This window comes from Imperialibacter roseus (assembly GCF_032999765.1).
In the GTDB taxonomy this organism is placed as follows: domain Bacteria; phylum Bacteroidota; class Bacteroidia; order Cytophagales; family Cyclobacteriaceae; genus Imperialibacter; species Imperialibacter roseus.
This window is the reverse complement of record NZ_CP136051.1, coordinates 2,063,061-2,086,295: the sequence shown is the minus strand read 5'-3', so window position 1 is coordinate 2,086,295 and position 23,235 is coordinate 2,063,061. Positions and strand designations below refer to the sequence as shown.

The following is a 23,235-nucleotide window of genomic DNA, read 5'->3' as shown; positions in this document are numbered from 1 at the left end:
AAAAGGGCTTTTTTATGCAACTCAACGAAACTCTTTCAAAATATCAGTCCAGCTTTCATGAAGTAATGAAAGGCCTGCACGATACCTCCAACCTGAAAAAGGTGGACATGTCGAAGTACAACGAGGCCCTGATGGTTGTTGATGTTAATGACACTGCCGCCTTCACGGCGTGGATGGAACTGCAGTTGGAAGGAAAAATCGGTTGGGGTGGATATATGGAGCACCGGGAAATCTACAGGAGAAGTAAACATTTCGACGGGCAAGGCGAGCCCAGAAGTCTTCATTTGGGCATTGACCTTTGGGCACCTGCTGGCACTGCCCTTTATTGCCCGCTGCATGGTGTTGTGGAGAGCTTTGCTGACAATGCTGGCTTCGCCAATTACGGGCCGACCATCATTGTGAAGCACCTCCTGGATGGCCATACATTCTTCACACTCTATGGCCATTTAAGCCGATCGTCATTGGTCGGTTTATCAATCGGGGATCAAATCCAGCGGGGATCGGCGTTCGCCACGCTTGGCGACAACGAGGAAAATGGTAACTGGCCGCCGCACCTCCACTTTCAACTGATCACTGACTTGATAGGGAAGGTTGGAGACTTTCCAGGGGTTGCCGCTGTATCGGACAGAGCTCTCTTTGAGAAAATTTGTCCCGACCCGAACCTCGTGTTAAACTGCCAATGAAAGCAAGGCGGGCTTGCCTTCCAACACCTCTCTTAGCAGAAGATAATTTGTTTCATATTCTGGCATCACATGGTAGCCGTCGCCGCAGATACACTCATCCAGGCGAGTCAAAATGGCTGGCGGTATCTCCAGAAGAAAACTCCTTAGTTCACCCAGGTTTTGGTAAGACAGCACATATTTGCAAACCCGGGCATTGACGTGAAAGAGGCCCTTTTCAATAATTCTAAGAATATCATTCACTGAAGTAATTGCAGTGTTGTTAATATCAAACTCCACCGATGGAAGGAAGTCGCCTTGCAGGAAACCCACATAGGCAAAAACTACTTCGTCTACCACCCCGGCTATTGTATCTGTCATCTTTCTTTCATGGGCGCCTGTTACCCGCAGATCGTCTACCAAAATCAACTTTTTATCTCTGAATAGGTGATCATCTATGGTAAGAATATTTCTATCCATGAGTGAAAACCTGTCAGCCGTCGGCATCGCCCCATAGTCATTAGCAAACACAGTTTCTCTTCCAACTTTGGCTTTTTGAAGCAAAGGAAAATAGCCTTGAAGCGACTCATAAACCAATTGAGCAATAGCTTCTGCCGCCGTGGGCGCAACTTTGTAAGCCGAGGCACACACAATCACCTCCTCATTTCGCCAGTGGCCATAGTCACGCAGAAGCCTTTCAGCGATTTGGTCAGCATAAATCCGGGCACTCACATGGCAGCCATATTTAAATTGGCTATACCTGCAGGCATCGAACAAACATCCATCCTGGTCAAAATAACCGAGAGATGTTGGTGAAAGCTGATAAAGCGAAAAACTGTTCACGGTCATTTCGACGAACGGTGATTGTTGAATTTTCCGTGAAGTACAGGAAAATTTCGATCAGCCGACAGCCCTTAATATGAAATAAGTTTTACGAATTAATAAACCACCAGGGCGCCTGCTATAGTGCCGGTCATCATGCAAGCCAGTGTGGCCGCAAGAAGTGCTCTCATCCCTAATTTTGACAGATTCCCTTGCTGGTTGGGTGCCATGCCGCCAATGCCCCCCACCTGGATAGCAATACTTGAAAAGTTAGAAAAGCCGCAGAGCGCATAGGTGGAAATGACAATTGCTTTTGAGGAAAGCAAACCGGCAGTTTTCATTTCCGATAAACCAAGGTAGGCTACGAATTCGTTGATGACTGTTTTTTGCCCAAGTAAACTCCCTACTGCCAGCGTCTCGCTCCAGTCTACTCCCATTACAAAGGCAAAAATCCTAAAGACCTGCCCAAGGATATATTCCAGCGAAAACCCGGTAAAGCGACCGTCGGTGCTGGAAGAAATCACGGCATTCAGCCCGGTAATATCACCCACCACATTAGATAGAAAATAATTGATGGCTGCTATCACAGCAATGAATGCCAGCAGCATTCCGCCAACATTCAAAGCGAGCTTTAGCCCTTCTGAAGCTCCATTCGACAGTGCATCAATCAGGTTGACTCCCAGAGACTCCTGGTTCACCTTCAGCTTTCTGTCAATTTTCTCTGGTTCAACCTCGGGAATTATGATTTTAGAAATAACAATGGCGGCTGGGGCGTTCATAATAGAAGCGCTAAGCAAATACGCCGCAAATTTGGTTTGCATCACCGGGTCATTCCCGCCTAGAAAGGCTACGTAACCTGCCAGCACGCCTCCTGCTATGGTGGCCATGCCTCCCGTCATCAGGCACATCAGCTCCGACTTTGTCATTTTTGGCACAAATGGACGCACTAGCAGCGGGGCTTCGGTTTGCCCGAGGAAAATGTTGCCAGCCGCTGAAAGTGCCTCAGAACCAGACAGTCTCATCGTTCGTGACATGATCCAGGCGATCCCAAATACAATCTTTTGCAAGATACCAAGGTAATAAAGACCAGCTGAAACAGTGGAAAAGAAGATAATGGTGGGCAGCACTTTAAAGGCAAATATGACACCGAAGGTGTCGCCAGCAAGGTCGCCAAAAAGAAAGCGAGCGCCGTCGTCGGAGAAGCTTAAGAAGGTAACGAAAGCACCACTAACGCCATTGAACAAGTGAGCTACCCAGGCCACTTTGGTGATCAGTAAGCCAAACACAATCTGGAGGGAGATGCCAATCCCCACAAGCTTCCAGTCGATGGCTTTTCGATTATTAGAAAAAAGGAAAGCAAATGCGGCAATTAGTAGAATTCCAATCAGGCCTCTCAGATAATCCATTCAGTAGTTGTTATGGCAAACCTGCCAAAAATAAAAAAGTCACCCATTTATTGGGTGACCGCTATGCCAATAATTTGAATAATAATCAATTTCTCTTGTTCATCTCATCCCTGATCTTCGCAGCCTTTTCATAGTCTTCCTTACCAAGCATTTCTGTCAGTAATTCCTGAAGCTTGTCCATGGAGAAGTCTTTCAGTTTATCCATGAACCCCTTAGGGTTAGCCTTGGAAGCCGATGCCTTAGCCTTGGGTGCCTCATCACTTTCGTCCTCATCTTCTTCGCCCAGCACTATACCAGCCTCTGCCAGTATCGCTTCATAAGTGAAAATCTCCACGCCAAAACGCAGGCCAATAGCAATCGCATCCGACGGCCTGGCATCGATTTCCACTTCTCTGAAGCCATCGGAGCAAACTATTTTCCCGAAGAAAACGCCTTCTTTGAGGTCAGAAATGATTATTTCTTTGATGGTGAAATTGAAATTGTGCGCAAAAGACTTGAACAAGTCATGCGTCATTGGCCTATTGGGTACTATTTTCTCTATTTCTATGGCAATTGCCTGAGCTTCAAACATGCCAATGATAATGGGCAGCCTTCTGTTTCCACCAACCTCACCTAAAACAAGCGCAAAAGAGCCAGATTGTGACTGGCTTGAAGAAAGACCTAAAATTTCCAGCTTTAATTTATCCACAAAAAATCAGTTGTTTAACGCTTTAATAGCTTCAGTTAGTTTTGGAACTACCTCAAATGCATCGGCAGCTACACCGTAATCAGCTGCTTTGAAAAAGGGAGCCTCTGGATCTTTATTGATCACCACAATATACTTTGACGAATTAACTCCTGCAAGATGTTGAATAGCGCCTGAAATGCCTATAGCAATATACAAAGATGGGCTTACTTTCACACCCGTTTGTCCTACGTGCTCATGATGAGGCCTCCATTCCATGTCCGACACCGGTTTGCTACATCCTGTAGCTGCACCCAGGGCATCGGCCAGCTCTTCGACCATTCCCCAGTTTTCAGGGCCTTTCAAGCCCCGTCCGCCTGACACTACAATGTCAGCCTCTGGCAAAAGTACCTTGCCTTTGGCCTTTTCCTGTGAAGTAATTTTCGCTTTGAAGTCAGCATCACTAAGAGAAGGAGTGAATTTTTCTACTGCGGCCGCACCACCGTCGGTTTTTAACGGGACAGCATTCTTCTTGATGGCAATGATTTTTTTACCGCTCTTTAGCTCAACATTAGCAAAGGCTTTGCCTGTATAGATGCTTCTTTTCACCTTATTGCCCTGAGGGAGTGCTACCACATTGGAAACCAGGCCAGCTCCCATCTTTACCGACAGCCTGGCGGCTACTGCATCACCCAGCGACGATTTAGCTAATACAACAGTATCGGCACCAGCTTTGCCTGCAGCCTCAGCCAGCACACTTGCGTAGGCTTGAATCACGCCTTCGTTCAATTTGGCATCGTCGGCATGAAGCACTTTGGTGCCGCCGCTTGTTCCGATTTTCTCGAGCTCGCCCCCTTCCACCTGGCCCAAAACCACAGCGACGACGTCTCCACCCATAGCGGCAGCATAGCTCACAGCCTCAAGCGAGGATTTCTTTATCTTTTTATCGGCAGTTTCTGCAAAAACTAATATTGCCATATCTAATTTCTTTTCGGGTTAATAAACAATTAAATCACTTTTGCTTCTTCTTTCAAAAGCCTGACAAGCTCCCCTATGTTGTCCTTGTCGATCATCTTTACCTGTCCTTTTGCTGGTGGCAGCTCGTAGTTCTCAGTCACGGTCAGTCCGTCAACGGCTGATGGCTCAACTACTTTGAGTGGTTTGGTGCGGGCCGACATGATTCCTCTCATGTTCGGGATCTTCCACTCAGCAATAGGCTCCTGACATCCGGCTACTAAAGGCAGCTCAGCCTCAAGCAACTCCTTTCCGCCTTCAATTTCACGGGTCATTTTCACCTTGCTCCCCTCCACATCCAGCTTCATTACCGGTGATATCGAGGGAATGCCCAGCAGCTCGCCCACCATCCCATGTACCATGCCGCCATTAAAATCAATAGACTCTCTTCCCATGAGGATCAGGTCAAAACTCTCAGCTTTAGCAACTTCAGCAATTTGGGCCGCAACAAAAAAAGAATCGGCCGGAGCCACGTTCACCCTGATGGCGTCGTCTGCACCAATTGCCAGTGCTTTGCGAAGCGTAGGTTCTGTCTCAACTGTGCCTACGTTCAAAACAGTGATAGTACCCCCTGTTTGCTCTTTCAGTTCAACCGCCCTTGCCAAAGCATAGTCATCGTAGGGGCCAATGATATACTGAACTCCGTTGCTGTCAAACTTGGTGTTACCATCTGTGAAAGCAATCTTTGAAGTGGTGTCGGGTACGTGGGTAATGCAGACTAATATCTTCATATCTGATTTTATTATTCAGGCTTCGGCCAGTGCCTTGCCAGTGTTTTGAAATTCGCCAGCGATCTACCATTTTCTGACATAAAATGAGAGGCTTGCCAATTCCTTAAATGAGTTGATGTTGCTTAATTGTATAAACACTAATTTCGTCGTGAAGTTAACCAATTGGGGTAAAAATAAAAACGAGCAAACATGGGTAACGAAAGGATAGAAAAACTGTTAATTTTCCTTAAAGAAACACCGCAAGACCCTTTTTTGTTATATGCCCTCGCCACAGAATATAGAACTGATTCTCCAGTGAAAGCCAAAGAATATTTTGATCAGCTTTTGGAGACTCACCCTGACTATTTAGCTACTTATTATCAGGCGGCCCACTTGTTTTGGGAAATGGGACTCACAGAAAAGGCATCCCAAACTTTCGAAAGTGGCATCAATTTGGCCAAGACTCAAAAGGAAACCAAAGCACTGGCAGAGTTGCAAAATGCCTACATAAACTTTCAAATCGAAGAAGGCCTGTAAATCAGAACTTAACAACCAGCTTTCCAAATTGCTTCCTTTGCTTCATTTTGTCAAAGGCAGTCACTATATCGGAAAACGGGCGAACAGAATCTATCACAGGAAGCATTTGAGTTCTGTTCACATAATCCACCATTTGCTCGAATTCCTGATCATTGCCCATGGTGGAACCTTGAATCGTTAGCTGGTTCCAGAAAATCCTGAACACATCAAGTGTCTTCGGTATTCCCGAGCTAGCGCCATAAATAACCACCCTGCCTCCGTGCTTTAATATTCTCAGATATTGGTTGATCATTTGTCCACCAGTGCTATCCACAATCAGGTCAAATCCTCCGGACGATTTCAATGACGTTTGCGCCCATTTTTCGTTATTGTAATCAAAGCCCTCCACCGCACCCAAGGCTACTGCCTGCGTAATTTTGCTCTTGCTGCCGGAAGTGACGTACACATTAGCACCCGCCAATTTCGCAAACATCAGGGCATAAACAGCCACTCCACCGCCTGCGCCGGTCACCAGCACATTTTGGCCTCTCTTTAGCTTACCACGGGTAAAAAGCGCCCGATAGGCAGTTAGCCCACACAAAGGCAGCGCTGCGGCCTGCTCGGGGGTTAAATGCGTTGGTTTTTCAGTCAACCGGTCAACGGGCACCACCACATATTCCGCCAGCGTGCCATTGTCCGGCATTCCAAGAATCCGATACTTAGCAGATTGCACCTCAGGATTGCTTCCCCAGTTGATATTGGGGTTAATAATCACCGACTTGCCTTTCCAGGTTTCGTCAGTATCAGAGCCTAGCTGCTCAACCACCCCGCAACCATCGGAGCCCAGCACCACGTCAAATTTGATATTGGGGTATTTTCCCTCCCGGCACCACTGATCCCTATGATTCAGGGCAGCTGCTTGCATTTTTATCAAGACCTCTCCTTTTCCGGGTGTTGGCTCAGGCATATCGACCAATTTAACATGGTCGGCTGTTTCGTTGACTAGTTTAAGTGCCTTCATACAGTCAATATCTAGAATGGGGGTGAATTATCCTCAAATGTATGATCATTTTCGGAATCTCCATCAGGAGAATTAGCCCTGCTTTGCAAAGTAATAGTGCTGGATGGGTCAGGTGGCAACGGACGGAAGTTACCAGAAGGCGGTAAACCAAATCCACTATTGTCTTCTAGGTCAGCAAATTTGGTAAACTTGCCGATGAATTTGAGTTGCACAGTATCCAGCGATCCATTTCTGTGCTTGGCTATGATTACCTCACCCACGTTTTGGGTAGGCATGCCATTTTCGTCTTGCGTAATGCCATAATATTCGGGGCGATAGAGGAAAATTACCATATCCGCATCTTGTTCTATCGAACCAGATTCACGCAAGTCGGAAAGCATTGGGCGCTTGTCCCCTCCCCTGGTTTCCACGGCCCGGCTAAGCTGCGACAGTGCGATAACCGGCACGTTTAATTCTTTGGCAATACCTTTCAACGCCCTGGAAATAGAAGCAATCTCCTGTTCACGGTTGCCAGAGCCCCCTTTAGAGGTGTCTCCTTTCATGAGCTGAAGGTAATCGATGATAATCATTTGAATATCGTGCTTAGCCTTGAGCCTCCTAGCTTTGGCTCTCAACTCCATGATACTCAATGCGGGAGTGTCATCTATAAAAATTGGAGCCTTGCCCAGTCCATCCGTTTTGTGGATCAGCTGTGCCCATTCAAATTCCTCAAGAGAACCCTTTTTGATCTTTTCACTGGGAAGCTCCGCTTCTGCAGAAATGAGACGATTGACCAGCTGAATCGACGACATCTCAAGCGAGAAGATAGCCACCGGTTTTTGGAAGTCGACGGCTGCATTCCGCATGGCAGAGACTACAAATGCAGTTTTTCCCATACCCGGCCTAGCTGCAAGAATAACGAGGTCGGAGGGTTGCCAGCCTGAGGTCATCCTATCGAGTGCCGTAAAGCCACTTGGCACGCCTGTGAGTCCGTCCTTGTGGTGCTTCTTGGCTTCCAGTTCCAAAATGGCCCTATGCATCAGGTTGTCCATCCCTTCGAAGTTCTTCCGAATATGCGACTCCGATATCTCAAAAAGGTGCTGCTCTGTCTTATCCAGCAGTTCAAACACGTCGACCGTTTCGTCGTAGGCATCTCTCTGCACTTCTGAGGAAATCTGTATAAGGTCACGCTTAATGCTTTGCTCGGTAATGATCCTGGCATGCGTCTCAATATTGGCTGCCGAATTGACCTTGGTTGTGAGCTCGGTGACGTAGTAAGCCCCGCCAGCCATTTCAAGCTTTCCATTTTTTCGCAGCTGGGAGGTAACGGTGAGCAGGTCGACCGGCTGAGAGTCGTTGAAGAGCATCAGAATGGCTCTGTATATCTCCTGGTTCCCTTCCTTATAAAAGCTTTCCGGCTTAAGAATGTCTACTACATTGGTAAGGGCGTCTCTTTCAAGCATCAAAGCTCCCAAAACTGCCTCTTCCAAATCTATAGCCTGTGGTGGTAGTTTGCCGAGTTGCGCCGACAATTCATTGACTGAAACTCTTCTTTTTCCGGCCGGTTGCGACCGGGAAATTGGCAAACTATCCATCAACTATTTTGGTTTTTCTCAGGTGAAAATTAAGGTTGACAAACCTATAAATTAACCCGCTTTTATTGAACCTGAACGAGCTCAAGTTATCCCTATCTTAATAACAACTTATTAACACTTGCAAGGGTCATATCATTGTCTGTACATCCAATTTAATTAAGGAAGTCCTTTTTGGGCAAAGTAATATTTGCTGACAGCCCTAATTGTTCTATTTTTGGTTTTGTTAAAATTGATACATGAGCGCTGAACTTCACAGGATACATTTTATTTCAATTGGTGGTGCCGTCATGCACAACCTCGCTATAGAACTTAAAGAGAGAGGACTCGCAGTAAGCGGTTCGGACGATGAAATTTACAACCCTTCGAGAGCTAATTTAGAAAAACATGGTTTGCTGCCAGCGACTTTTGGGTGGGATGCCAGCAGGATAACAAAAGAGCTGGATGCAGTGGTAGTGGGCATGCATGCCAAAAAAGACAACCCTGAGCTAGCCAGGGCTCAGGAGCTGGGAATAAAGATCTACTCCTACCCTGATTTCATACTGGAGCAAAGCCGGGCAAAACAACGAATAGTGGTAGCGGGCAGTCATGGAAAAACCACCGTTACAGCGATGATCATGCACGTGCTTCAGCATGCCAAAAAGCCTTTCGACTACGTGGTGGGTGCTCATGTGCCGGGTTTTGAACACACCATCAGACTAAGTAACGCTCCCATCATCATTATAGAAGGCGACGAATACCTCGCCAGCCCTCTTGATCCAACTCCAAAGTTTTTAAGATACGACCATCACATTGGTATCATTACAGGTTTGGCATGGGATCACATGAACGTATTCCCCACTTTCGACGACTACGTTAAGCAGTTTGATAAATTCGCCGACGCCACCCCAAAAGCCGGCACACTTATATATAATGAAATGGATGACCTGGCCGTAGTCATTGCAGGCAAGGAACGAACCGATGTAAAGCGAGTAGCCTATGGCACGCATCCTCATTCTGTCGTCAATGGCAAAACAGTGGTTAACTACGGGGGCAAAGAGCTGGAACTCAAAATATTTGGTGACCACAACATGAGCAACATGCAGGCTGCTTTGTCTTTGGTCAAACTGCTCAGCATTCCGAAGGACACCTTTTATGAAGCGATGGTCACGTTCACTGGCGCCGAAAAAAGGCTTAATAAAGTCGCTGAGAGCAATTCTACGGTAGTTTTTCACGACTTCGCACATGCCCCGTCCAAAGTAGATGCTACCGTTAAAGCGGTAAAAAAGATATACCCCAACCGGAAACTGGTGGCCACCGTTGAGTTGCATACGTTTAGCAGTCTCAACAAGGGCTTTATCCCTACCTATAAAAACACGCTTAATGCAGCCGACAAAGCTGTGGTGTTCATCAATCCGCACGTCCTTGAAGCCCGGGGTATTTCCGAAATTGATGAGACTTTTTTGCGCAAATCGTTCAACAGAAATGACCTCACATTCGTAACTAACATCAATCAACTGAAGACACTTCTCGAAGAGTCGAAAGGTGCTAATACAAATTTTCTTTTTATGAGTTCAGGCAATTTTGAAGGAACCGATGTGAAAGCCTTCGCCAATGAACTTACTCAACCCTAGTAAATGACACTCAAACTTAAGAACCCCCTGGCGTTTTTTGACCTGGAAACAACCGGGATCAATATTTCAAACGACAGGATTGTAGAAATTTCCATTGTGAAACTACTTCCTTCCGGGGAAAGAGTTACGAAAACACAGAGGATCAATCCGCAGATGCCCATTCCGCTTGAAAGCAGCCTTATCCATGGCATTTATGATGACGACGTAAAAGACGCCCCCACATTTAAGGAAGTCGCCAAGTCGTACGCTGCCTTTCTTGAAGGATGCGACCTTGCCGGTTTTAACATTTTGCAGTTCGACGTACCGTTGCTTGTGGAAGAGTTCCTTAGAGTAGATGTCGACTTTGACCCAAGTAAAAAGAAGCTCGTCGATGCTCAGAAAATTTTTCACCTGATGGAAAAGAGGACATTGGCAGCAGCTTATAAGTTCTACTGCGGAAAGGAACTACTTGGCGCACACAGCGCTGAAGCCGACACCATGGCCACTCTGGAAGTACTTTTGGCACAGGTAGAAAGGTACGAGGGGCAGGAAGTAGTCAGCACTCGTGGAGAGCACCTGGGAAAAGTAGCCAACGACGTGGCGGCCCTGCACGAAATCACAGCGAGCAACATGGTCGACCTGGCCGGCAGAATTGTCAGGAACGATGCGGGCACTGAGGTGTTTAATTTTGGAAAGCACAAAGGCAAAGGCGTTGAAGACATTTTCAGTCAGGAGCCCTCCTACTACGACTGGATGATGAGAGGAGATTTCCCAATGGACACAAAGAAAAGACTTACCGAAATAAAACTTCGTGGATTCAACAAAAAGTAGCTTCGATTAGTTATTTCTTAACGAAGAGAGCCATAATTGCTATTTTGCTAATAATACAGTCAAAAATTGAGTTTTAGAAAGCTTTACTCTTTTGGCGTTGCCTTTCTTTGTATATTAGTGATCTACAAAATAAGCAGCCTCTAAGTATGCCAAAAACCATCATTGTTTCTAACCGCCTTCCGGTCAAAATCAAAGTTGAAAAGAACGAATTTAAAACAAGACCAAGCGAAGGAGGCCTGGCAACTGGTCTGGGCTCTATCTATAAGAAGGGAAACAATATTTGGCTGGGGTGGCCTGGGCAACCAATAAAGAAAGAGTCAGATAAGGCCAAAATCACGGCCCAGCTCAAGAAAGACAACATGGCACCCGTGTTTCTCACTCAAACCGAGATTGAGGAATTTTATGAGGGCTTTAGCAATGAAACCCTGTGGCCCAATTTTCACTATTTCAATCAGTTCGCCGTCTATAATACTGGTCTGTGGAAGGCCTACCAAAAGGTTAATAGAAAGTTTGCTAAGGAAATAGCCAAAATTGCGTCACCCAACGACACCATCTGGATCCACGACTATCAGCTGCTGCTGGTACCTCAAATGGTTCGTGAAATGTTCCCACGCATAAGTATTGGCTTCTTTCTCCATATCCCCTTCCCGTCTTTCGAGTCGTTCAGGCTATTGCCATGGCGTCGGGAGTTACTGCTTGGCATGCTGGGCTCGGATTTTCTCGGTTTTCATACCTATGACGACATGCGGCATTTCCTGTCGTCGGTAAACAGGCTGGCGGGCTTTGGTAATTCAAATGGCAAGATGACTGTTAACAACAGAATAGTGATGGCCGATGCACTGCCCATGGGTATTGACTACGACAAATACGCCAGCGAGGCCTCCCACCCCGACACACTGACGAAAGAAGTGAAGTTCAGGGCCTCCCTCGGAGATGTAAAACTTGTACTTTCCATCGATAGACTCGATTACTCTAAAGGAATCCCACAAAGGCTTCGGGCCTTTGAAATGTTTCTCGAGCGATACCCCGAATGGCGTGACAAAGTATCTGTGGTCATGATCGTGGTGCCTTCCAGAGACCAGGTGGAAATGTATAAGCAACTAAAAGAGGAAATTGACCTTTTGGTTGGCCGAATCAATGGAAAATTCAGCAGACTTGCCTGGACACCTATTCATTACTTTTATAGATCTTTCGAGCTCTCCTCTTTGTCGGCTTTCTACAGAATGGCTCACGTTGCATTAGTAACCCCGATGAGAGATGGCATGAACCTGGTTTGCAAAGAGTTCATCGCCAGCAAGCTCGACAAAAAAGGCGTCCTTATCCTGAGCGAAATGGCTGGCGCATCAAAAGAGCTCTCCGATTCCATCCTCATCAACCCCAACGACATGGAGGAGCAAGTGGAAGCTATCCACCAGGCACTAACCATGCCTGAGGCCGAGCAAATCACCCGGATGACCAGCATGCAAGAGTCGCTTAAGCGGTACAACATTCATCATTGGGTCAATCTGTTTTTCGATAGACTTGGGCTGGTAAAAGCTGAGCAAAAAAGCCTTGAAACGAAACTTGTCGACAAGGAAACATCTCAAAAACTGTTCAAAGACTACAAAAAAGCCACCACCAGGCTTATCTTCCTGGACTACGATGGCACGCTGACCGGTTTTTCCGACAACCCTCAGCACGCTGTCCCTGACGCCGAACTTCACACTATTGTCAAGTCGCTAACGGCTAACAAAAAGAATCGGGTAGTCATCATCAGTGGCAGGGATAGGCAGACGCTGGAGGGTTGGCTGGGCCAGTATCCCGTCGACTTCATTACAGAGCATGGGGCGTGGCTGAGAGAAATCGGCTCCGAATGGGAAACCATTGCTGCGATGGATGCTTCCTGGAAAAGAAACATTATGGAAGTGATGGAAGGGTATGTGAACAGGACGCCAGGCTCCTTTGTTGAAGAGAAGGAATTCTCGCTGGTTTGGCACTACAGAAAGGTAGAGACAGGCCTGGGTGAGTTAAGAACACGTGAGCTGACGAGCCACCTGAAGTACATCACTGCCAACATGCCCTTGAATGTACTCGAAGGCAACAAGGTAGTAGAAGTAAAAAACTCAGAAATCAACAAAGGCCGGGCTGCAACCCTTTGGCTGGAAAAATTCCCAAGTGATTTTGTGCTGGCCGTGGGCGACGACTGGACTGACGAGGACACTTTCAAGAGCATGCCCGACAAGGCATACTCCATAAAAGTAGGCAGCACCTATTCCGCTGCCAAATTCAACATCCCTTCCGTTGAAGATGTACGCAAGCTGCTGAAGCAGCTTGGCGACATTACCTAGAGAAAGCTGGGGCGATCCAGCTTTCTGCCTATCCTGTTAGCGGCGTTCAGAAGCCCCACATGGCTATAGGCCTGTGGGAAATTACCCCACATGCTTCCATCGGTTTCTGACACATCTTCGCTCAGCAAACCAACGTGGTTCGCATAGCCTATCGTGTTTTCAAATGTTTTGATAGCCTCATCCAGTCGGCCTACGCAGGCCAAAGCTTCCACATACCAGAAAGCACAGATGAGGAAGGTGGTCTCAGGAGTGCCAAAGTCGTCGACATGCTTGTATCGGTAAAATAAGCCCCCCTTGCCTTTTAATTCTTTCTCCAGAGCTACCAAATGGTCGTTAGCCCGCTTCATATCCCCCTGAAAATAATTCATCATGATTAGCTGCAGGGTGCTGGCATCCATTCTCTCAACACCAATCGCCTGGGCGTATCCTTTCTTTGCCGGCACGTAACATTCTTCAATTTTCCTTGCCGATTTTTCCATAAGCTTTTGGGCCTTTGCCCCCATTACCGGATCGCCATTGTGCTCGGCAATTTTTACTGCAGCGGCGCTTCCGGCCCAGTGAAACAGGTAAGTGTAGCAATGCTTCTGAGCCAGGTTACGAAACTCCCAAAGACCCGCATCTGGCTCCTCCATAGTGTTTTCGATCATTTCAAGGGCTTGGTAAACAAGCTTCAATGAATCAGATCGTTCCTTTCCGATAAACCGGCGGTCTGTGTACAGCGGCAGCAATGAGACCAATACTTGCCCGTAAACATCGTTTTGAATATGCGTATAAGCGTCATTGCCTGTTCTCACCGGCCCATTCCCCATGTAACCCTTAAGCGGCAAAATTTCCTCAATCACATTTGAGCTCTCACTAATACCATAAAGCGGTTGAAGCCTGCCTTTATGCGTAGCACTGGTGTTGAGAATATACTGGAAGTATTTCTCCAGCTCCTCAAAGTGACCAATGCTATTGAAGGCAGTCAGGGTATAATAGGTATCACGCATCCAGCAAAATCTGTAGTCCCAGTTTCTGCCAGTACCGGGTGCTTCGGGAAGGCTTGTGGTAGTAGCCGCCACAATAGCGCCCGTATCTTCATACTGATGTATCTTCAAGGCGAGCATCGACCTGATTACCTGAGACTGGTGAAATTCATAAATGGAAGTGGACTTCACCCAAGTCCTCCAATAGTTGACAGTTCGGCTCAAAAACGCCTCAACCGTAGCTACCAATGGTGCCTCAAGTGGTGGCCCAGATGTAAATACCAAATATTTAGTTTCGTTCAGCACAAAAGCCTCATCTTCCATCACATAAGTGAGGGGGATGTTTGTCGTAAGCCGAACATGCCCATCCAAACCCAGAAACCTGATGTGGTTACTCCCCTGGCTCTGTTCCGGCACTATTTTTCCGTAGTCGCCTCTGGGCTCACACTCCACCTTTACTCTCGGGTTACCCTGAATCGGTTCGATTTTTCTGACCATCATCAGCGGCTTGTAATACCTGTCGTTCTGGTAAAACCGGGGCGCAAAGTCAGTCACCAAAAACTTACCATCAGCGGCTTCCACTTCCGTGCAAAGGACATTGGTATTCTCAATATAATACTGATTAAACGACGCATTTGGCTCACATGGAATGACCGAAAACTCCCCGCCCTTTTCTTCGTCAATCAGACTGCCAAAAATGAAGCTGGAGTCAAATCTTGGCCAGCACATCCAAACTATGTTAGTGTTTTTGTGGATGTGAGCTGTGAATGCGCAATTTCCAATCACTCCAAAATCATACGTATGTCTGTTCATTTCAATTAACGGTCTTTTAAATGAATTCTTAAAAAGGGGCTTTTTGACTAAAGATACAAGCCTTGATTGCAAAGAGTAGGTGAATGACCTAATTTCACTTTTATCGAAAGTAAAATAATGGTCGAACTGGTCAATATTACTAAACTCTACCACAAAAAACCTGTAGTCAACGATGTTTCTCTTTTTGTTCCAAGAGGGCAAACGTTGGTGCTACTCGGCAAGAGCGGATCCGGAAAAACCACCCTCCTGAAAATGATCAACAGGCTAATTGAACCCGATAAAGGAAGTATTCTTATTGATGGAGAAAACATCACCAATCGGCCAGTAGAGGAACTTAGAAGAAATATTGGTTTCGTGATCCAGGCCATTGGTCTGTTTCCACACTGGACTGTCGCCCAAAACATAGCCACTGTGCCGACTTTAATCGACTGGTCAAAAGACAAAATCTCATCAAGGGTGTCGGAGCTGTTGGAGCACATGGGACTACCGCTGCATTTCGCTTCGAGGTACCCGCATGAATTGAGCGGTGGGCAGCAGCAGCGAATCGGCGTAGCCAGGGCCCTCGCCGCCAATCCATCGTTGCTTCTTATGGACGAGCCTTTCGGAGCGCTCGATCCAATCATACGAAAAGAGATACAGTCCGATTTTCAACACCTGGGTATCTTCAAAGAAGTAACAAAAATCGTGGTCACCCACGACGTAAAAGAAGCTTTCTATCTGGGAGATGAGGTAGCGCTTATTGACGAGGGCAGAGTCATCGAAAAAGCCACTCCCAGAAACTTGCTATTCAATTCTATAAGTGATCTGGTTAGGAGCTTTATTGGGGAAGATGCATGGTCACTTAAACTTTCGGAAATAGCGCTTTCGGAAGTTATCGCCTTCCTTCCATTAACCGAAAGCTATGCAGACGAGGTGTTGATTTGTCATACAGATGAAAAGCCATTTAGCCGGGTATTTTCGTTGACAAATTCCGACCATCAACAAGTAAAAATCGTCGACAATAGTGGACTTGTCGGGCATGCTTCTGTGGCCGACTTAAAAGCTTCATTTCTCAAACTAGAAAGCCAACTGGCTGTACACTGATGGTCGAGTTTCTAAAAGAGAATGTTGGCGAAATCGGTGAGCAGGCAATAGAGCACCTGTGGCTTTCTGGCATATCCATTTTTCTTTCCTGCGTAGCCGGCATAAGCCTTGGACTGGCGCTCACCAGGAATCAGAAATTTGCGGGGTTCTTCATTGGTGTCACTGGAGTTATGCAAACCATCCCCAGTCTTGCCATGCTCGGTTTTTTCATCCCCTTCCTTGGCATTGGAAAGTTACCAGCTATTGTAGCGCTGTTCCTCTACGCATTGCTACCCATTGTAAGAAACACCTACACGGGCATTCAGAATATTGATGCAAATATCAGAGAGGCAGCCATGGCAATGGGGATGACCCGCTATCAGTTGCTGGCGAAAGTAGAGTTTCCCCTGGCGCTGCCTGTGATTTTTGCCGGAATCAGAACCGCCACAGTAATCAATGTTGGTGTCGCTACCTTATGTGCACTTATTGGTGCCGGGGGGCTTGGAGAGTTTATTTTTAGGGGCATCACGCTCAACTCTACGCCTATGATCCTCGCTGGAGCCATTCCAGCGTCGATATTGGCCATTTCTCTGGACTATGGACTCTCTCTTGTACAGAAAAATGTAAGAAAGCGGCTCTGGCCATTTATCGCAGGAATGGCTATAGTGATAGGCATTTACCCTGCCTGGTCCATCCTGAATCAAAGCGACAATAAAGCTGGTTTGGTCGCTGGTTTCAATTCTGAATTCATGAACAGAACTGATGGCTGGCCTGGTCTAAGCGAAGCTTATGATCTGCAATTACCAGCTGTAGAGCTGGAAATAACGCTGATGTACGAGGCCCTGAAAAACCAGGAGGTCGACGTCATCGCTGGTTTTACCACAGACGGCAGAATTCAATCCTATAACCTCCGGGTACTGGAGGACGATCTCCATTATTTTCCTCCCTATTATGCCGCACCCATCGTGAAGCTGGAAACACTCAAAGAGTACCCGCTACTGGAAGCTTCACTTACACAGCTGGACGGCAAAATACCAAAGGAGTTGATTGCGTACCTCAACCTCAAGGTCGACCAGCATGAGTTCTCCATTGAGCAGGCTGCCGACAGCCTGCTTTCATCAGTAACGAAGGGGGTTTTTGCTAAAAACCCAGCTTTGCCCGGCAAAGAAAAACTGGTAATTGGCTCCAAAGCTTTTACGGAAAGTTATATCCTGGCAACATTCCTCTCTGAATACGTCGAGACCACAACAGGCTATCCAACAGACCTAAAACTCGGTTTTGGTGGCACCAAGTTACTTTTCGACGCCTTTCTTAGTGGTGACATTAAGCTTTATCCTGAATACACGGGCACAGCATTGCTGGTTTTCGTTCAACCCAGCAAAACTGTTATTGACTCCTTGCTTCAATCACCGGAAAAGATTCATACTTTTACAAATAGTGAATTAAAAGAAGACTTTGGTGTTGTGATGTTACCCTCGTTTGGGTTCAACAATACTACCGCCCTGATGATGAGAGAAGAGCTGGCTGATCAGCTTGGAATTGTCACAATAAGCGACTTGAAAAATTATATCATTCGTTTTGATCAGTAGGGCAATAAGTCATATTTTAACAACCTGATACCTTAAAAATGCGGAAGACAGTTCCGACCTAATCGACCGAAAGTGGCTGCTAAAGATCAACAAAATAAACACATAACGCATGGCCTTGAAATTGCAGGAGGACTAGCAATTTATTTTATCCTGATAGCGCTGCTGGTGGAATTTGAAAATGACAGCACTCAGGCCTCAATAACTAACTTTTCAAATGCCATCTGGTTCTCAATAGTCACATTAACTACCGTTGGATACGGAGACATCTATCCCATAACTATTTACGGAAGAATTATTGGCTATATATTCCTCTTTATAAGCCTGGGCATTTATGGTCTTTTAATTGGTCAATTCACAACACTTATGACAACTATTAAAGAAAATAGCAAACTGGGCTATGGCGGCACCTCCTTCGAAGATCATGCTATTATCATTGGATGGAACGATTTTGGGAAAGCCGTTGCAGATCAACTCGTTGGGGTGGGGAAAAAAGTAGCCATCATCACTGACAAAGCCACTGACATCGATATTATTAAGGAGAAGTACCGTAACTCCAGGCAAAACATCTACACGCTTTATGCTGACTATCAAAACCTCGATATGTTATCGAAAGCGAATATTGAAGACTCTTCGATTGTGTTCATTAATTTTGAAAATGACACAGAGAAACTTGTCTATGTTCTGAATTTGAAAAAGCTGTACTCCAGCTTACGCTTTGTTGTGACACTTGACAATGCTAACCTGCGCAACACGTTCCTGACGGCAGGAGTGACAAATACAATCTCTAAAAACGAAATAGCCTCTAAGCTACTTGCCAGCTACATGTTTGAACCGGACGTCGCTGAATACAGCGAAGACATCATGTCGATTGCAGAAAGTGACGGAGACTATGACATTAAGCAATTGATTGTAACCGAAAAGAATCCATACCTCAATAAGCCCTACCAGGCAGTCTTTTTTGATATCAAAAAGAGGTTCAATGTGATCCTGATCGGTTTGAGCAAGCTTGAGGCAGGGGGCAAGCGGAAGCTCCTTAAAAACCCCACCGATGAGCAGAAAATAGAAATGGGGGATTATATGATTATGATCCTCAACAAAAAATCATATGAAGCACTCCGCAATGTCTTCCAGATCGACGAAGGTTACGTTAAAAAACTGTGATCGCATGAAGACATTCAAAATAGCACTACTATCGCTGACTCTTGCTTCACTTATACTCGCAGGGTGTGAAAACAGAGATGCTAATCCAGAGACCAGCATCTCTATGGGGGAAATTCGTGAGGAGGGAGAATATCACTTCACTATCATCATGGTCGACAACTGTGAATACCTAATGTTGATGATGGACAGAAACCACCCTCATGAAGGATTCGGTTTTATGGCTCACAAAGGCAACTGCCGAAACCCAATTCACATCTACAACCCCGATGTTTTGTATGAGCCAACTGTATATGACTCTTCCATTGTTATTGGCCGACCACTAAAAATAATCAAATAGCACCTACAGTGCTGCAATGTGCTCTTTGACTTCGTCCAAAGAACTGGCAACTTCAGCAGGCAGTGTGCCTGAATGAACGGAGTCTTTAGCGAACTTGATGGCATCGATAAGTTCATCTTTATCAGTGAACACCTCATCAAGAATCTCGAGGCTACCCAGTAGTGACGCAAGAATTACAAAGGCCGGTGTTGGCTTCACTCCTTTCAATACGATTGACTTTAATGAGTCTCTGATCTCCTTCTCGTAAGCATAATTTGCATTGTCCATACGCTCAGAAATAGGTATCCAAAGCAAGCGGGTAGCTTCTCTCTTCAAAATACCTCTTCCAATCAGTAGGTCGATACACATCTCATAAAGCGATCTCATTTGAGGCGAAAGGCTCACAACGGTGTCCTTTACCGACTTGCCCCCGGAGCCAATGCCGCTCAGTATGTGGTCGAGTATTTTGTTTCCTGAAGAAGTCGTGTCTTTGATGGTAATTTTACCCCCCTCAAAACCAATTTTACGCAGCAAGTTCAGTTCAAAAATCCCTGCTGCTACCAAAGCGTCTATGATGCCTTTTTCGGCATCTGCTAACAACCTGCCCTCATTGTCATCAAGGGCGATTAACAATAGTCCTTCTGCTAAACTTAATCTCATTTTATAATTAATGTTACTATGCTAAAAACACTACAAAGTAAATGAAAATCACTATGACTTTATAAGTTTTCCAATGGTTAAACCTTGTACAAGTATGGAGAATACCACCACACAATACGTACAGGAAAGAATAAGATCCTTTTCAGCGATAGAATCAGGGAGAGAAAGCGCCATTGCTACCGATAATCCGCCCCTTAGCCCGCCCCAGGTGAGGATGGCTACGGTGTTTTTCTCAAAGTGCCGGAAACGCTTCATAATACCGATCGGCAAGGCCACGCCAATAAACCTGGCGGCCAGCACGATGGAAATTGACATCAGTCCAAGTGCAAAATAGTCGAGCACAAAACTTTGACTGATAACAATCATTTCGAAACCTACCAATATGAACAGAATGGCGTTTAGTGACTCATCGAGCAAATGCCAGAATTTGTAAACATATTCACCCGTAGCGCTGGCAAACTCATCGCCCCTGCCCTCGTTACCTACAAATAGCCCCATGATTACCATGGCCAACGGGCCGGATACATGGAGCATTTCTGAAAGCCTGGCGCAAACCAGCACCATGGAAAGGGTCACCAAAACCTCAAGCTCAACATGGTCATTATCAATAAAGTCGAGCAGCTTAAGCCCCATGTACCCAAAAACTGCTCCAATACCCAACCCACCGATTACCTCCTGTACAAAAAGCCCCGCTACCTCGAGCGCATCAAACGAATCGGCTCCTCCTCTTTCATCAATTCCCATGATGGTAAGGAACACCACAACGCCAATGCCGTCGTTGAACAGAGATTCTCCTGCTATCTTAATTTCCAGGTTTTTGGAAAGATTGGCCTTTTTAACCAGGGCAAGCACTGCAATAGGATCGGTTGGAGATATTAGTGCACCAAACAGGTAGCAGTGTACCAGCGTGATTTCAAATCCTACAAAAGTGAAGGCGTAATACATCAGCGTGCCTACGATAAAAGTAGACACAAGCACACCAATGGTCGCCAAAATCAAAATGGGCCACTTTTCCTGCAAAAGCATTCGCAGGTTAATAGACATGGCGCCAGCAAAGAGCAGAAAGCTCAGCATGACATTCAGGAGCACTTCTTTGAAGTCGAACTCCTCCATGATGTGTATGGCAAGGTCACTTACTGAAGGGAAAATCAAGCCAAGCAGCAATATCACGATAGACATCACAAGTGCAATAGCCATCAAACCGATGGTATGCGGCAGTTTTAGGTAGGTGATATTTACTAGGGTGAAGGCAGCTGACAGGAAAATCAGCAACGAGATTAGGTCTAATATGTCCATACTCCTGTTTTAGTCGATAGGTCTAAGCAATTAAATATTAATACCATCTAGAAAAGATTCTTTTTAAACACGGCATTTTATTATTTGAACCCATTCGTTTTCCTTTCGAAAGGAGTCCAATATAACAAAGTGCCACTTTTTGCTGGTGAATAAAAAGCTGCAGGAATATTGGTGGTAATCGCCGGGCAAATATATGGAATTAACCTCTATCTATTAAAATTTATGTAAAAAAATAGGTGCTTTAACCTATGCCGGGCTTTTGTCGAAGACAAACAGTCCAACTAAAGACAAGCACCCACTGGCGTGCCTCATCAGGAGCAAGGCACAAAAAAACTAATATGTCAGTTTGGCTACTTCCGAAATAGGCATGGAGTTGGCCGCACTTGTCACTTCACTTTCTGTAAAGGCCCCATCAAAGTCAACGGTGAACAGTGACTGATTGAAGGGAATCTGGAGCGTGTAGCCTCCCACAGCCTGCGTTGCGTCTTTTCTTTGCAAAAGCGCCTTGTATCCGCTCACCTTAATCACCTTCTGGCTGCCATCCGAACTATTCATAATCATAGGCATGGCCAAAAGACTGTTAATACCAGCCAGCATGGGCGAGTTATCCATCAGATCAATGGCGACCGATTTAGTGGTGTCGCCATAATCACGGTGAACAAACAATCCACCAAAAGACGAAGAGTTGCCCGATACATTGTCGTTCGCTTGAACAAACGAAAAACCAGCGATACTTTTGGGTAATACCCCCAGTATCTCCTTTCCAATCTCCTTATCCACTTCAGCCAGCGACTGCTGCAAGGCAAACCGAGCTTCTTCCAAATTGCCCGCTTTGTACTCATTCTTTGCTGTAGCTGTTGATGCGCTAAAATCATTTTGCGCACTGGCCTTCAGGCCAACCACTAGTATGATCAATGCAAGTATATATATCTTTTTCATCTTGAGTCTTAGTTAATCTTATCGCCCAACTGTTTTTGAATGCCTGCCAAATCAAAGGCGTCAGATACTTTTAGCGCAGTTGATTCGTCAGGGAAATTCACCATTTTCATGATCGCTATGCTTGTTTGCCCGAGAGGTACCGACAGTTTGTAACCATCGTATTCTGAAAACTCCATCACACCCCTAAAACCCTGTACTGTTACTGATTTGATGTTCTCTTGTCCGGAGGTATAAGCTGGGTTTGTCAGGTACATATTAGCCGACATAAGTAGGGCAGAATTGTTGGCAACAGTTATGTCTACTGCTTTGTCGTCGTTGTAATATTCCCTGAAAATAGTCAACCCGACAAAGGCCATTCCCGTGCTTGTGACCTTATCGCTCTCCTTCACAAAGTCTATACCGGCTACTTTTTTAGGAAGGGACTCCATCACCTTGTTGCCCATTTCCATTTCGATCCCGACTATAGCTTGCTGCAACGCATATCTCGCTTCGCCATACTTCTTGTCGGAAAACGACGACTCAGCAGTTGCAATGCTTTTTCCTACGTCAGGCGGAGTAGTGATAAGACCTCCCGAGGTGTTGTTCATAGGTCGCCCTGATCGTTCGTCACCTTCAGAAGCACTGGGCGTGGAAGGTGTATCATTGTCGCCAAAAATGGCGTTCGCAGCTTTGTTCTTCGCTGCTGATTTTACTTTGTTCAATATGGCTTGTGCCTCCGTTGGAGAGTTTAAAAAACAAAGCAGCGCAAGCGCAACGGCTCCTTTCAATTGAAGTTTTAGCATACTCGTTTGTATTAAAAAAAGAATCGGCAGCAAGATAATACGTTGAATCCAATTCAACGTTTCCTTACTGCCGATATAATTTTAACAGTGTAGCTTACTTTTGTGCTTTCAACAAGTCTCTGATCTCGGTTAGCAACTTTTCTTCATTAGTCGGTGCTGGCGGAGCTGCCGGCGCAGGGGCCTCCTCTCTCTTCTTCTCCATCCGCTTGTAGGCTTTTATAACCACGAAGATAGAAAAAGCGATAATGACAAAATCAACAATACTTTGAACGAACATACCATAATTAAGGGTCACTGCAGCCTTTTCACCAACCGCTTCCTGAACAACAACTTTTAGATCCTTGAAGTTGACGTTGCCGAGCAACACTCCTATTGGCGGCATAAGTATATCATTCACAAGTGATGACACAACTTTCCCGAATGCGCCACCAATGATGACAGCCGTAGCCAGGTCAATGATATTGCCTTTCATGGCAAAGTCCTTGAATTCTTTTAAAATTCCCATGTTTGCGATTTTTT

The 23,235-nt window shown here is 45.9% G+C and carries 22 protein-coding genes; 9 read left to right on the top strand and 13 right to left on the bottom strand.

The features are described from left to right. The first annotated feature begins 14 nt into the window (after positions 1 to 14). A complete protein-coding gene (locus tag RT717_RS08880; protein ID WP_317491382.1) occupies positions 15 to 683 on the top strand; it encodes a peptidoglycan DD-metalloendopeptidase family protein in 669 nt (222 codons plus the stop codon). Here RT717_RS08880 and RT717_RS08875 read toward each other — a convergent pair. The 5 genes from RT717_RS08875 to RT717_RS08855 all read right to left on the bottom strand — a co-directional run bounded on the left by RT717_RS08875 (position 669) and on the right by RT717_RS08855 (position 5,296). After that, positions 669 to 1,508, bottom strand: coding sequence for a phosphoribosyltransferase family protein (locus tag RT717_RS08875; RefSeq protein WP_317491381.1), 840 nt, complete (start codon positions 1,506 to 1,508; stop codon positions 669 to 671). The genes RT717_RS08880 and RT717_RS08875 overlap by 15 nt on opposite strands. Before the next feature lie 89 nt (positions 1,509 to 1,597). Then, positions 1,598 to 2,887 (bottom strand): NupC/NupG family nucleoside CNT transporter, encoded by a 1,290-nt coding sequence (locus RT717_RS08870; RefSeq protein ID WP_317491380.1) that lies wholly within the window; start codon positions 2,885 to 2,887, stop codon positions 1,598 to 1,600. 85 nt (positions 2,888 to 2,972) lie between these two features. After that, positions 2,973 to 3,575 carry a bifunctional nuclease family protein gene (locus RT717_RS08865; RefSeq protein WP_317491379.1) on the bottom strand — a complete coding sequence of 201 codons (603 nt, stop codon included), beginning with the start codon at positions 3,573 to 3,575 and terminating at the stop codon, positions 2,973 to 2,975. A 6-nt stretch (positions 3,576 to 3,581) separates the two neighbouring features. Further along, positions 3,582 to 4,529: an electron transfer flavoprotein subunit alpha/FixB family protein gene (locus RT717_RS08860; protein WP_317491378.1), complete on the bottom strand. Its 948-nt coding sequence runs from the start codon at positions 4,527 to 4,529 to the stop codon at positions 3,582 to 3,584. 29 nt (positions 4,530 to 4,558) lie between these two features. Then, entirely contained in the window at positions 4,559 to 5,296 is a 738-nt protein-coding gene (locus RT717_RS08855; RefSeq protein WP_317491377.1) for an electron transfer flavoprotein subunit beta/FixA family protein, read from the bottom strand. 189 nt (positions 5,297 to 5,485) lie between these two features. Between RT717_RS08855 and RT717_RS08850 the strand changes: the two genes are divergently transcribed. Next, positions 5,486 to 5,812, top strand: coding sequence for a tetratricopeptide repeat protein (locus RT717_RS08850; protein ID WP_317491376.1), 327 nt, complete (start codon positions 5,486 to 5,488; stop codon positions 5,810 to 5,812). 1 nt (position 5,813) lies between these two features. Here RT717_RS08850 and RT717_RS08845 read toward each other — a convergent pair whose 3' ends face one another. Beyond that, positions 5,814 to 6,812 (bottom strand): zinc-binding dehydrogenase, encoded by a 999-nt coding sequence (locus tag RT717_RS08845; protein ID WP_317491375.1) that lies wholly within the window; start codon positions 6,810 to 6,812, stop codon positions 5,814 to 5,816. Between the two features lie 11 nt (positions 6,813 to 6,823). Further along, on the bottom strand, positions 6,824 to 8,386 hold the full coding sequence (gene dnaB, locus RT717_RS08840; protein WP_317491374.1) for a replicative DNA helicase: 1,563 nt from the start codon (positions 8,384 to 8,386) through the stop codon (positions 6,824 to 6,826). Positions 8,387 to 8,622: 236 nt separating this feature from the next. Between dnaB and RT717_RS08835 the strand changes: the two genes are divergently transcribed. From RT717_RS08835 to RT717_RS08825, 3 genes are all read left to right on the top strand, one after another. Next, on the top strand, positions 8,623 to 9,996 hold the full coding sequence (locus tag RT717_RS08835) for a UDP-N-acetylmuramate--L-alanine ligase (protein WP_317491373.1): 1,374 nt from the start codon (positions 8,623 to 8,625) through the stop codon (positions 9,994 to 9,996). A gap of 3 nt (positions 9,997 to 9,999) precedes the next feature. After that, on the top strand, positions 10,000 to 10,806 hold the full coding sequence (locus tag RT717_RS08830) for a 3'-5' exonuclease (RefSeq protein WP_317491372.1): 807 nt from the start codon (positions 10,000 to 10,002) through the stop codon (positions 10,804 to 10,806). A gap of 146 nt (positions 10,807 to 10,952) precedes the next feature. Further along, on the top strand, positions 10,953 to 13,133 hold the full coding sequence (locus RT717_RS08825) for a bifunctional alpha,alpha-trehalose-phosphate synthase (UDP-forming)/trehalose-phosphatase (protein WP_317491371.1): 2,181 nt from the start codon (positions 10,953 to 10,955) through the stop codon (positions 13,131 to 13,133). Here RT717_RS08825 and RT717_RS08820 read toward each other — a convergent pair. Beyond that, the gene (locus RT717_RS08820; RefSeq protein WP_317491370.1) at positions 13,130 to 14,911 is read right to left on the bottom strand and encodes a glycoside hydrolase family 15 protein; all 1,782 of its coding nucleotides are present in this window, start codon (positions 14,909 to 14,911) and stop codon (positions 13,130 to 13,132) included. The genes RT717_RS08825 and RT717_RS08820 overlap by 4 nt on opposite strands. Positions 14,912 to 15,028: 117 nt before the next feature. On the opposite strand from RT717_RS08820, the gene RT717_RS08815 reads away from it, so the two are divergent. The 4 genes from RT717_RS08815 (at position 15,029) to RT717_RS08800 (ending at position 19,060) form a co-directional block, all read left to right on the top strand. Further along, positions 15,029 to 15,994, top strand: a complete 966-nt coding sequence (locus tag RT717_RS08815; protein WP_317491369.1) for an ABC transporter ATP-binding protein — start codon at positions 15,029 to 15,031, stop codon at positions 15,992 to 15,994. Next, a complete protein-coding gene (locus RT717_RS08810; protein ID WP_317491368.1) occupies positions 15,994 to 17,562 on the top strand; it encodes an ABC transporter permease/substrate-binding protein in 1,569 nt (522 codons plus the stop codon). The genes RT717_RS08815 and RT717_RS08810 overlap by 1 nt, the downstream gene beginning before the upstream one ends. A 72-nt stretch (positions 17,563 to 17,634) precedes the next feature. Next, a complete protein-coding gene (locus tag RT717_RS08805; RefSeq protein WP_317491367.1) occupies positions 17,635 to 18,723 on the top strand; it encodes a potassium channel family protein in 1,089 nt (362 codons plus the stop codon). Between the two features lie 4 nt (positions 18,724 to 18,727). Then, positions 18,728 to 19,060 (top strand): hypothetical protein, encoded by a 333-nt coding sequence (locus tag RT717_RS08800; RefSeq protein WP_317491366.1) that lies wholly within the window; start codon positions 18,728 to 18,730, stop codon positions 19,058 to 19,060. A 3-nt stretch (positions 19,061 to 19,063) separates the two neighbouring features. On the opposite strand, the gene RT717_RS08795 is transcribed toward RT717_RS08800, so the two are convergent. The 5 genes from RT717_RS08795 to mscL all read right to left on the bottom strand — a co-directional run bounded on the left by RT717_RS08795 (position 19,064) and on the right by mscL (position 23,221). Further along, a complete protein-coding gene (locus RT717_RS08795; RefSeq protein WP_317491365.1) occupies positions 19,064 to 19,699 on the bottom strand; it encodes a GOLPH3/VPS74 family protein in 636 nt (211 codons plus the stop codon). Between the two features lie 51 nt (positions 19,700 to 19,750). Then, positions 19,751 to 20,995, bottom strand: coding sequence for a cation:proton antiporter (locus tag RT717_RS08790; RefSeq protein ID WP_317491364.1), 1,245 nt, complete (start codon positions 20,993 to 20,995; stop codon positions 19,751 to 19,753). 333 nt (positions 20,996 to 21,328) lie between these two features. Further along, a complete protein-coding gene (locus tag RT717_RS08785) occupies positions 21,329 to 21,934 on the bottom strand; it encodes a hypothetical protein (protein ID WP_317491363.1) in 606 nt (201 codons plus the stop codon). An 8-nt stretch (positions 21,935 to 21,942) separates the two neighbouring features. Further along, a complete protein-coding gene (locus RT717_RS08780) occupies positions 21,943 to 22,716 on the bottom strand; it encodes a hypothetical protein (RefSeq protein ID WP_317491362.1) in 774 nt (257 codons plus the stop codon). Between the two features lie 94 nt (positions 22,717 to 22,810). Next, positions 22,811 to 23,221, bottom strand: coding sequence for a large-conductance mechanosensitive channel protein MscL (gene mscL, locus RT717_RS08775; protein WP_317491361.1), 411 nt, complete (start codon positions 23,219 to 23,221; stop codon positions 22,811 to 22,813). Positions 23,222 to 23,235 lie beyond the last annotated feature (14 nt).

Excerpts from the sequence above, each read along its gene's own strand:
- RT717_RS08880 (WP_317491382.1), top strand. The coding sequence starts at position 15 with ATGCAACTCAACGAAACTCTTTCAAAATATCAGTCCAGCTTTCATGAA.
- RT717_RS08875 (WP_317491381.1), bottom strand. The coding sequence starts at position 1,508 with ATGACCGTGAACAGTTTTTCGCTTTATCAGCTTTCACCAACATCTCTC.
- RT717_RS08870 (WP_317491380.1), bottom strand. The coding sequence starts at position 2,887 with ATGGATTATCTGAGAGGCCTGATTGGAATTCTACTAATTGCCGCATTT.
- RT717_RS08860 (WP_317491378.1), bottom strand. The coding sequence starts at position 4,529 with ATGGCAATATTAGTTTTTGCAGAAACTGCCGATAAAAAGATAAAGAAA.
- RT717_RS08855 (WP_317491377.1), bottom strand. The coding sequence starts at position 5,296 with ATGAAGATATTAGTCTGCATTACCCACGTACCCGACACCACTTCAAAG.
- RT717_RS08850 (WP_317491376.1), top strand. The coding sequence starts at position 5,486 with ATGGGTAACGAAAGGATAGAAAAACTGTTAATTTTCCTTAAAGAAACA.
- RT717_RS08845 (WP_317491375.1), bottom strand. The coding sequence starts at position 6,812 with ATGAAGGCACTTAAACTAGTCAACGAAACAGCCGACCATGTTAAATTG.
- dnaB (WP_317491374.1), bottom strand. The coding sequence starts at position 8,386 with ATGGATAGTTTGCCAATTTCCCGGTCGCAACCGGCCGGAAAAAGAAGA.
- RT717_RS08835 (WP_317491373.1), top strand. The coding sequence starts at position 8,623 with ATGAGCGCTGAACTTCACAGGATACATTTTATTTCAATTGGTGGTGCC.
- RT717_RS08830 (WP_317491372.1), top strand. The coding sequence starts at position 10,000 with ATGACACTCAAACTTAAGAACCCCCTGGCGTTTTTTGACCTGGAAACA.
- RT717_RS08825 (WP_317491371.1), top strand. The coding sequence starts at position 10,953 with ATGCCAAAAACCATCATTGTTTCTAACCGCCTTCCGGTCAAAATCAAA.
- RT717_RS08820 (WP_317491370.1), bottom strand. The coding sequence starts at position 14,911 with ATGAACAGACATACGTATGATTTTGGAGTGATTGGAAATTGCGCATTC.
- RT717_RS08815 (WP_317491369.1), top strand. The coding sequence starts at position 15,029 with ATGGTCGAACTGGTCAATATTACTAAACTCTACCACAAAAAACCTGTA.
- RT717_RS08810 (WP_317491368.1), top strand. The coding sequence starts at position 15,994 with ATGGTCGAGTTTCTAAAAGAGAATGTTGGCGAAATCGGTGAGCAGGCA.
- RT717_RS08800 (WP_317491366.1), top strand. The coding sequence starts at position 18,728 with ATGAAGACATTCAAAATAGCACTACTATCGCTGACTCTTGCTTCACTT.
- RT717_RS08795 (WP_317491365.1), bottom strand. The coding sequence starts at position 19,699 with ATGAGATTAAGTTTAGCAGAAGGACTATTGTTAATCGCCCTTGATGAC.
- RT717_RS08790 (WP_317491364.1), bottom strand. The coding sequence starts at position 20,995 with ATGGACATATTAGACCTAATCTCGTTGCTGATTTTCCTGTCAGCTGCC.
- RT717_RS08785 (WP_317491363.1), bottom strand. The coding sequence starts at position 21,934 with ATGAAAAAGATATATATACTTGCATTGATCATACTAGTGGTTGGCCTG.
- RT717_RS08780 (WP_317491362.1), bottom strand. The coding sequence starts at position 22,716 with ATGCTAAAACTTCAATTGAAAGGAGCCGTTGCGCTTGCGCTGCTTTGT.
- mscL (WP_317491361.1), bottom strand. The coding sequence starts at position 23,221 with ATGGGAATTTTAAAAGAATTCAAGGACTTTGCCATGAAAGGCAATATC.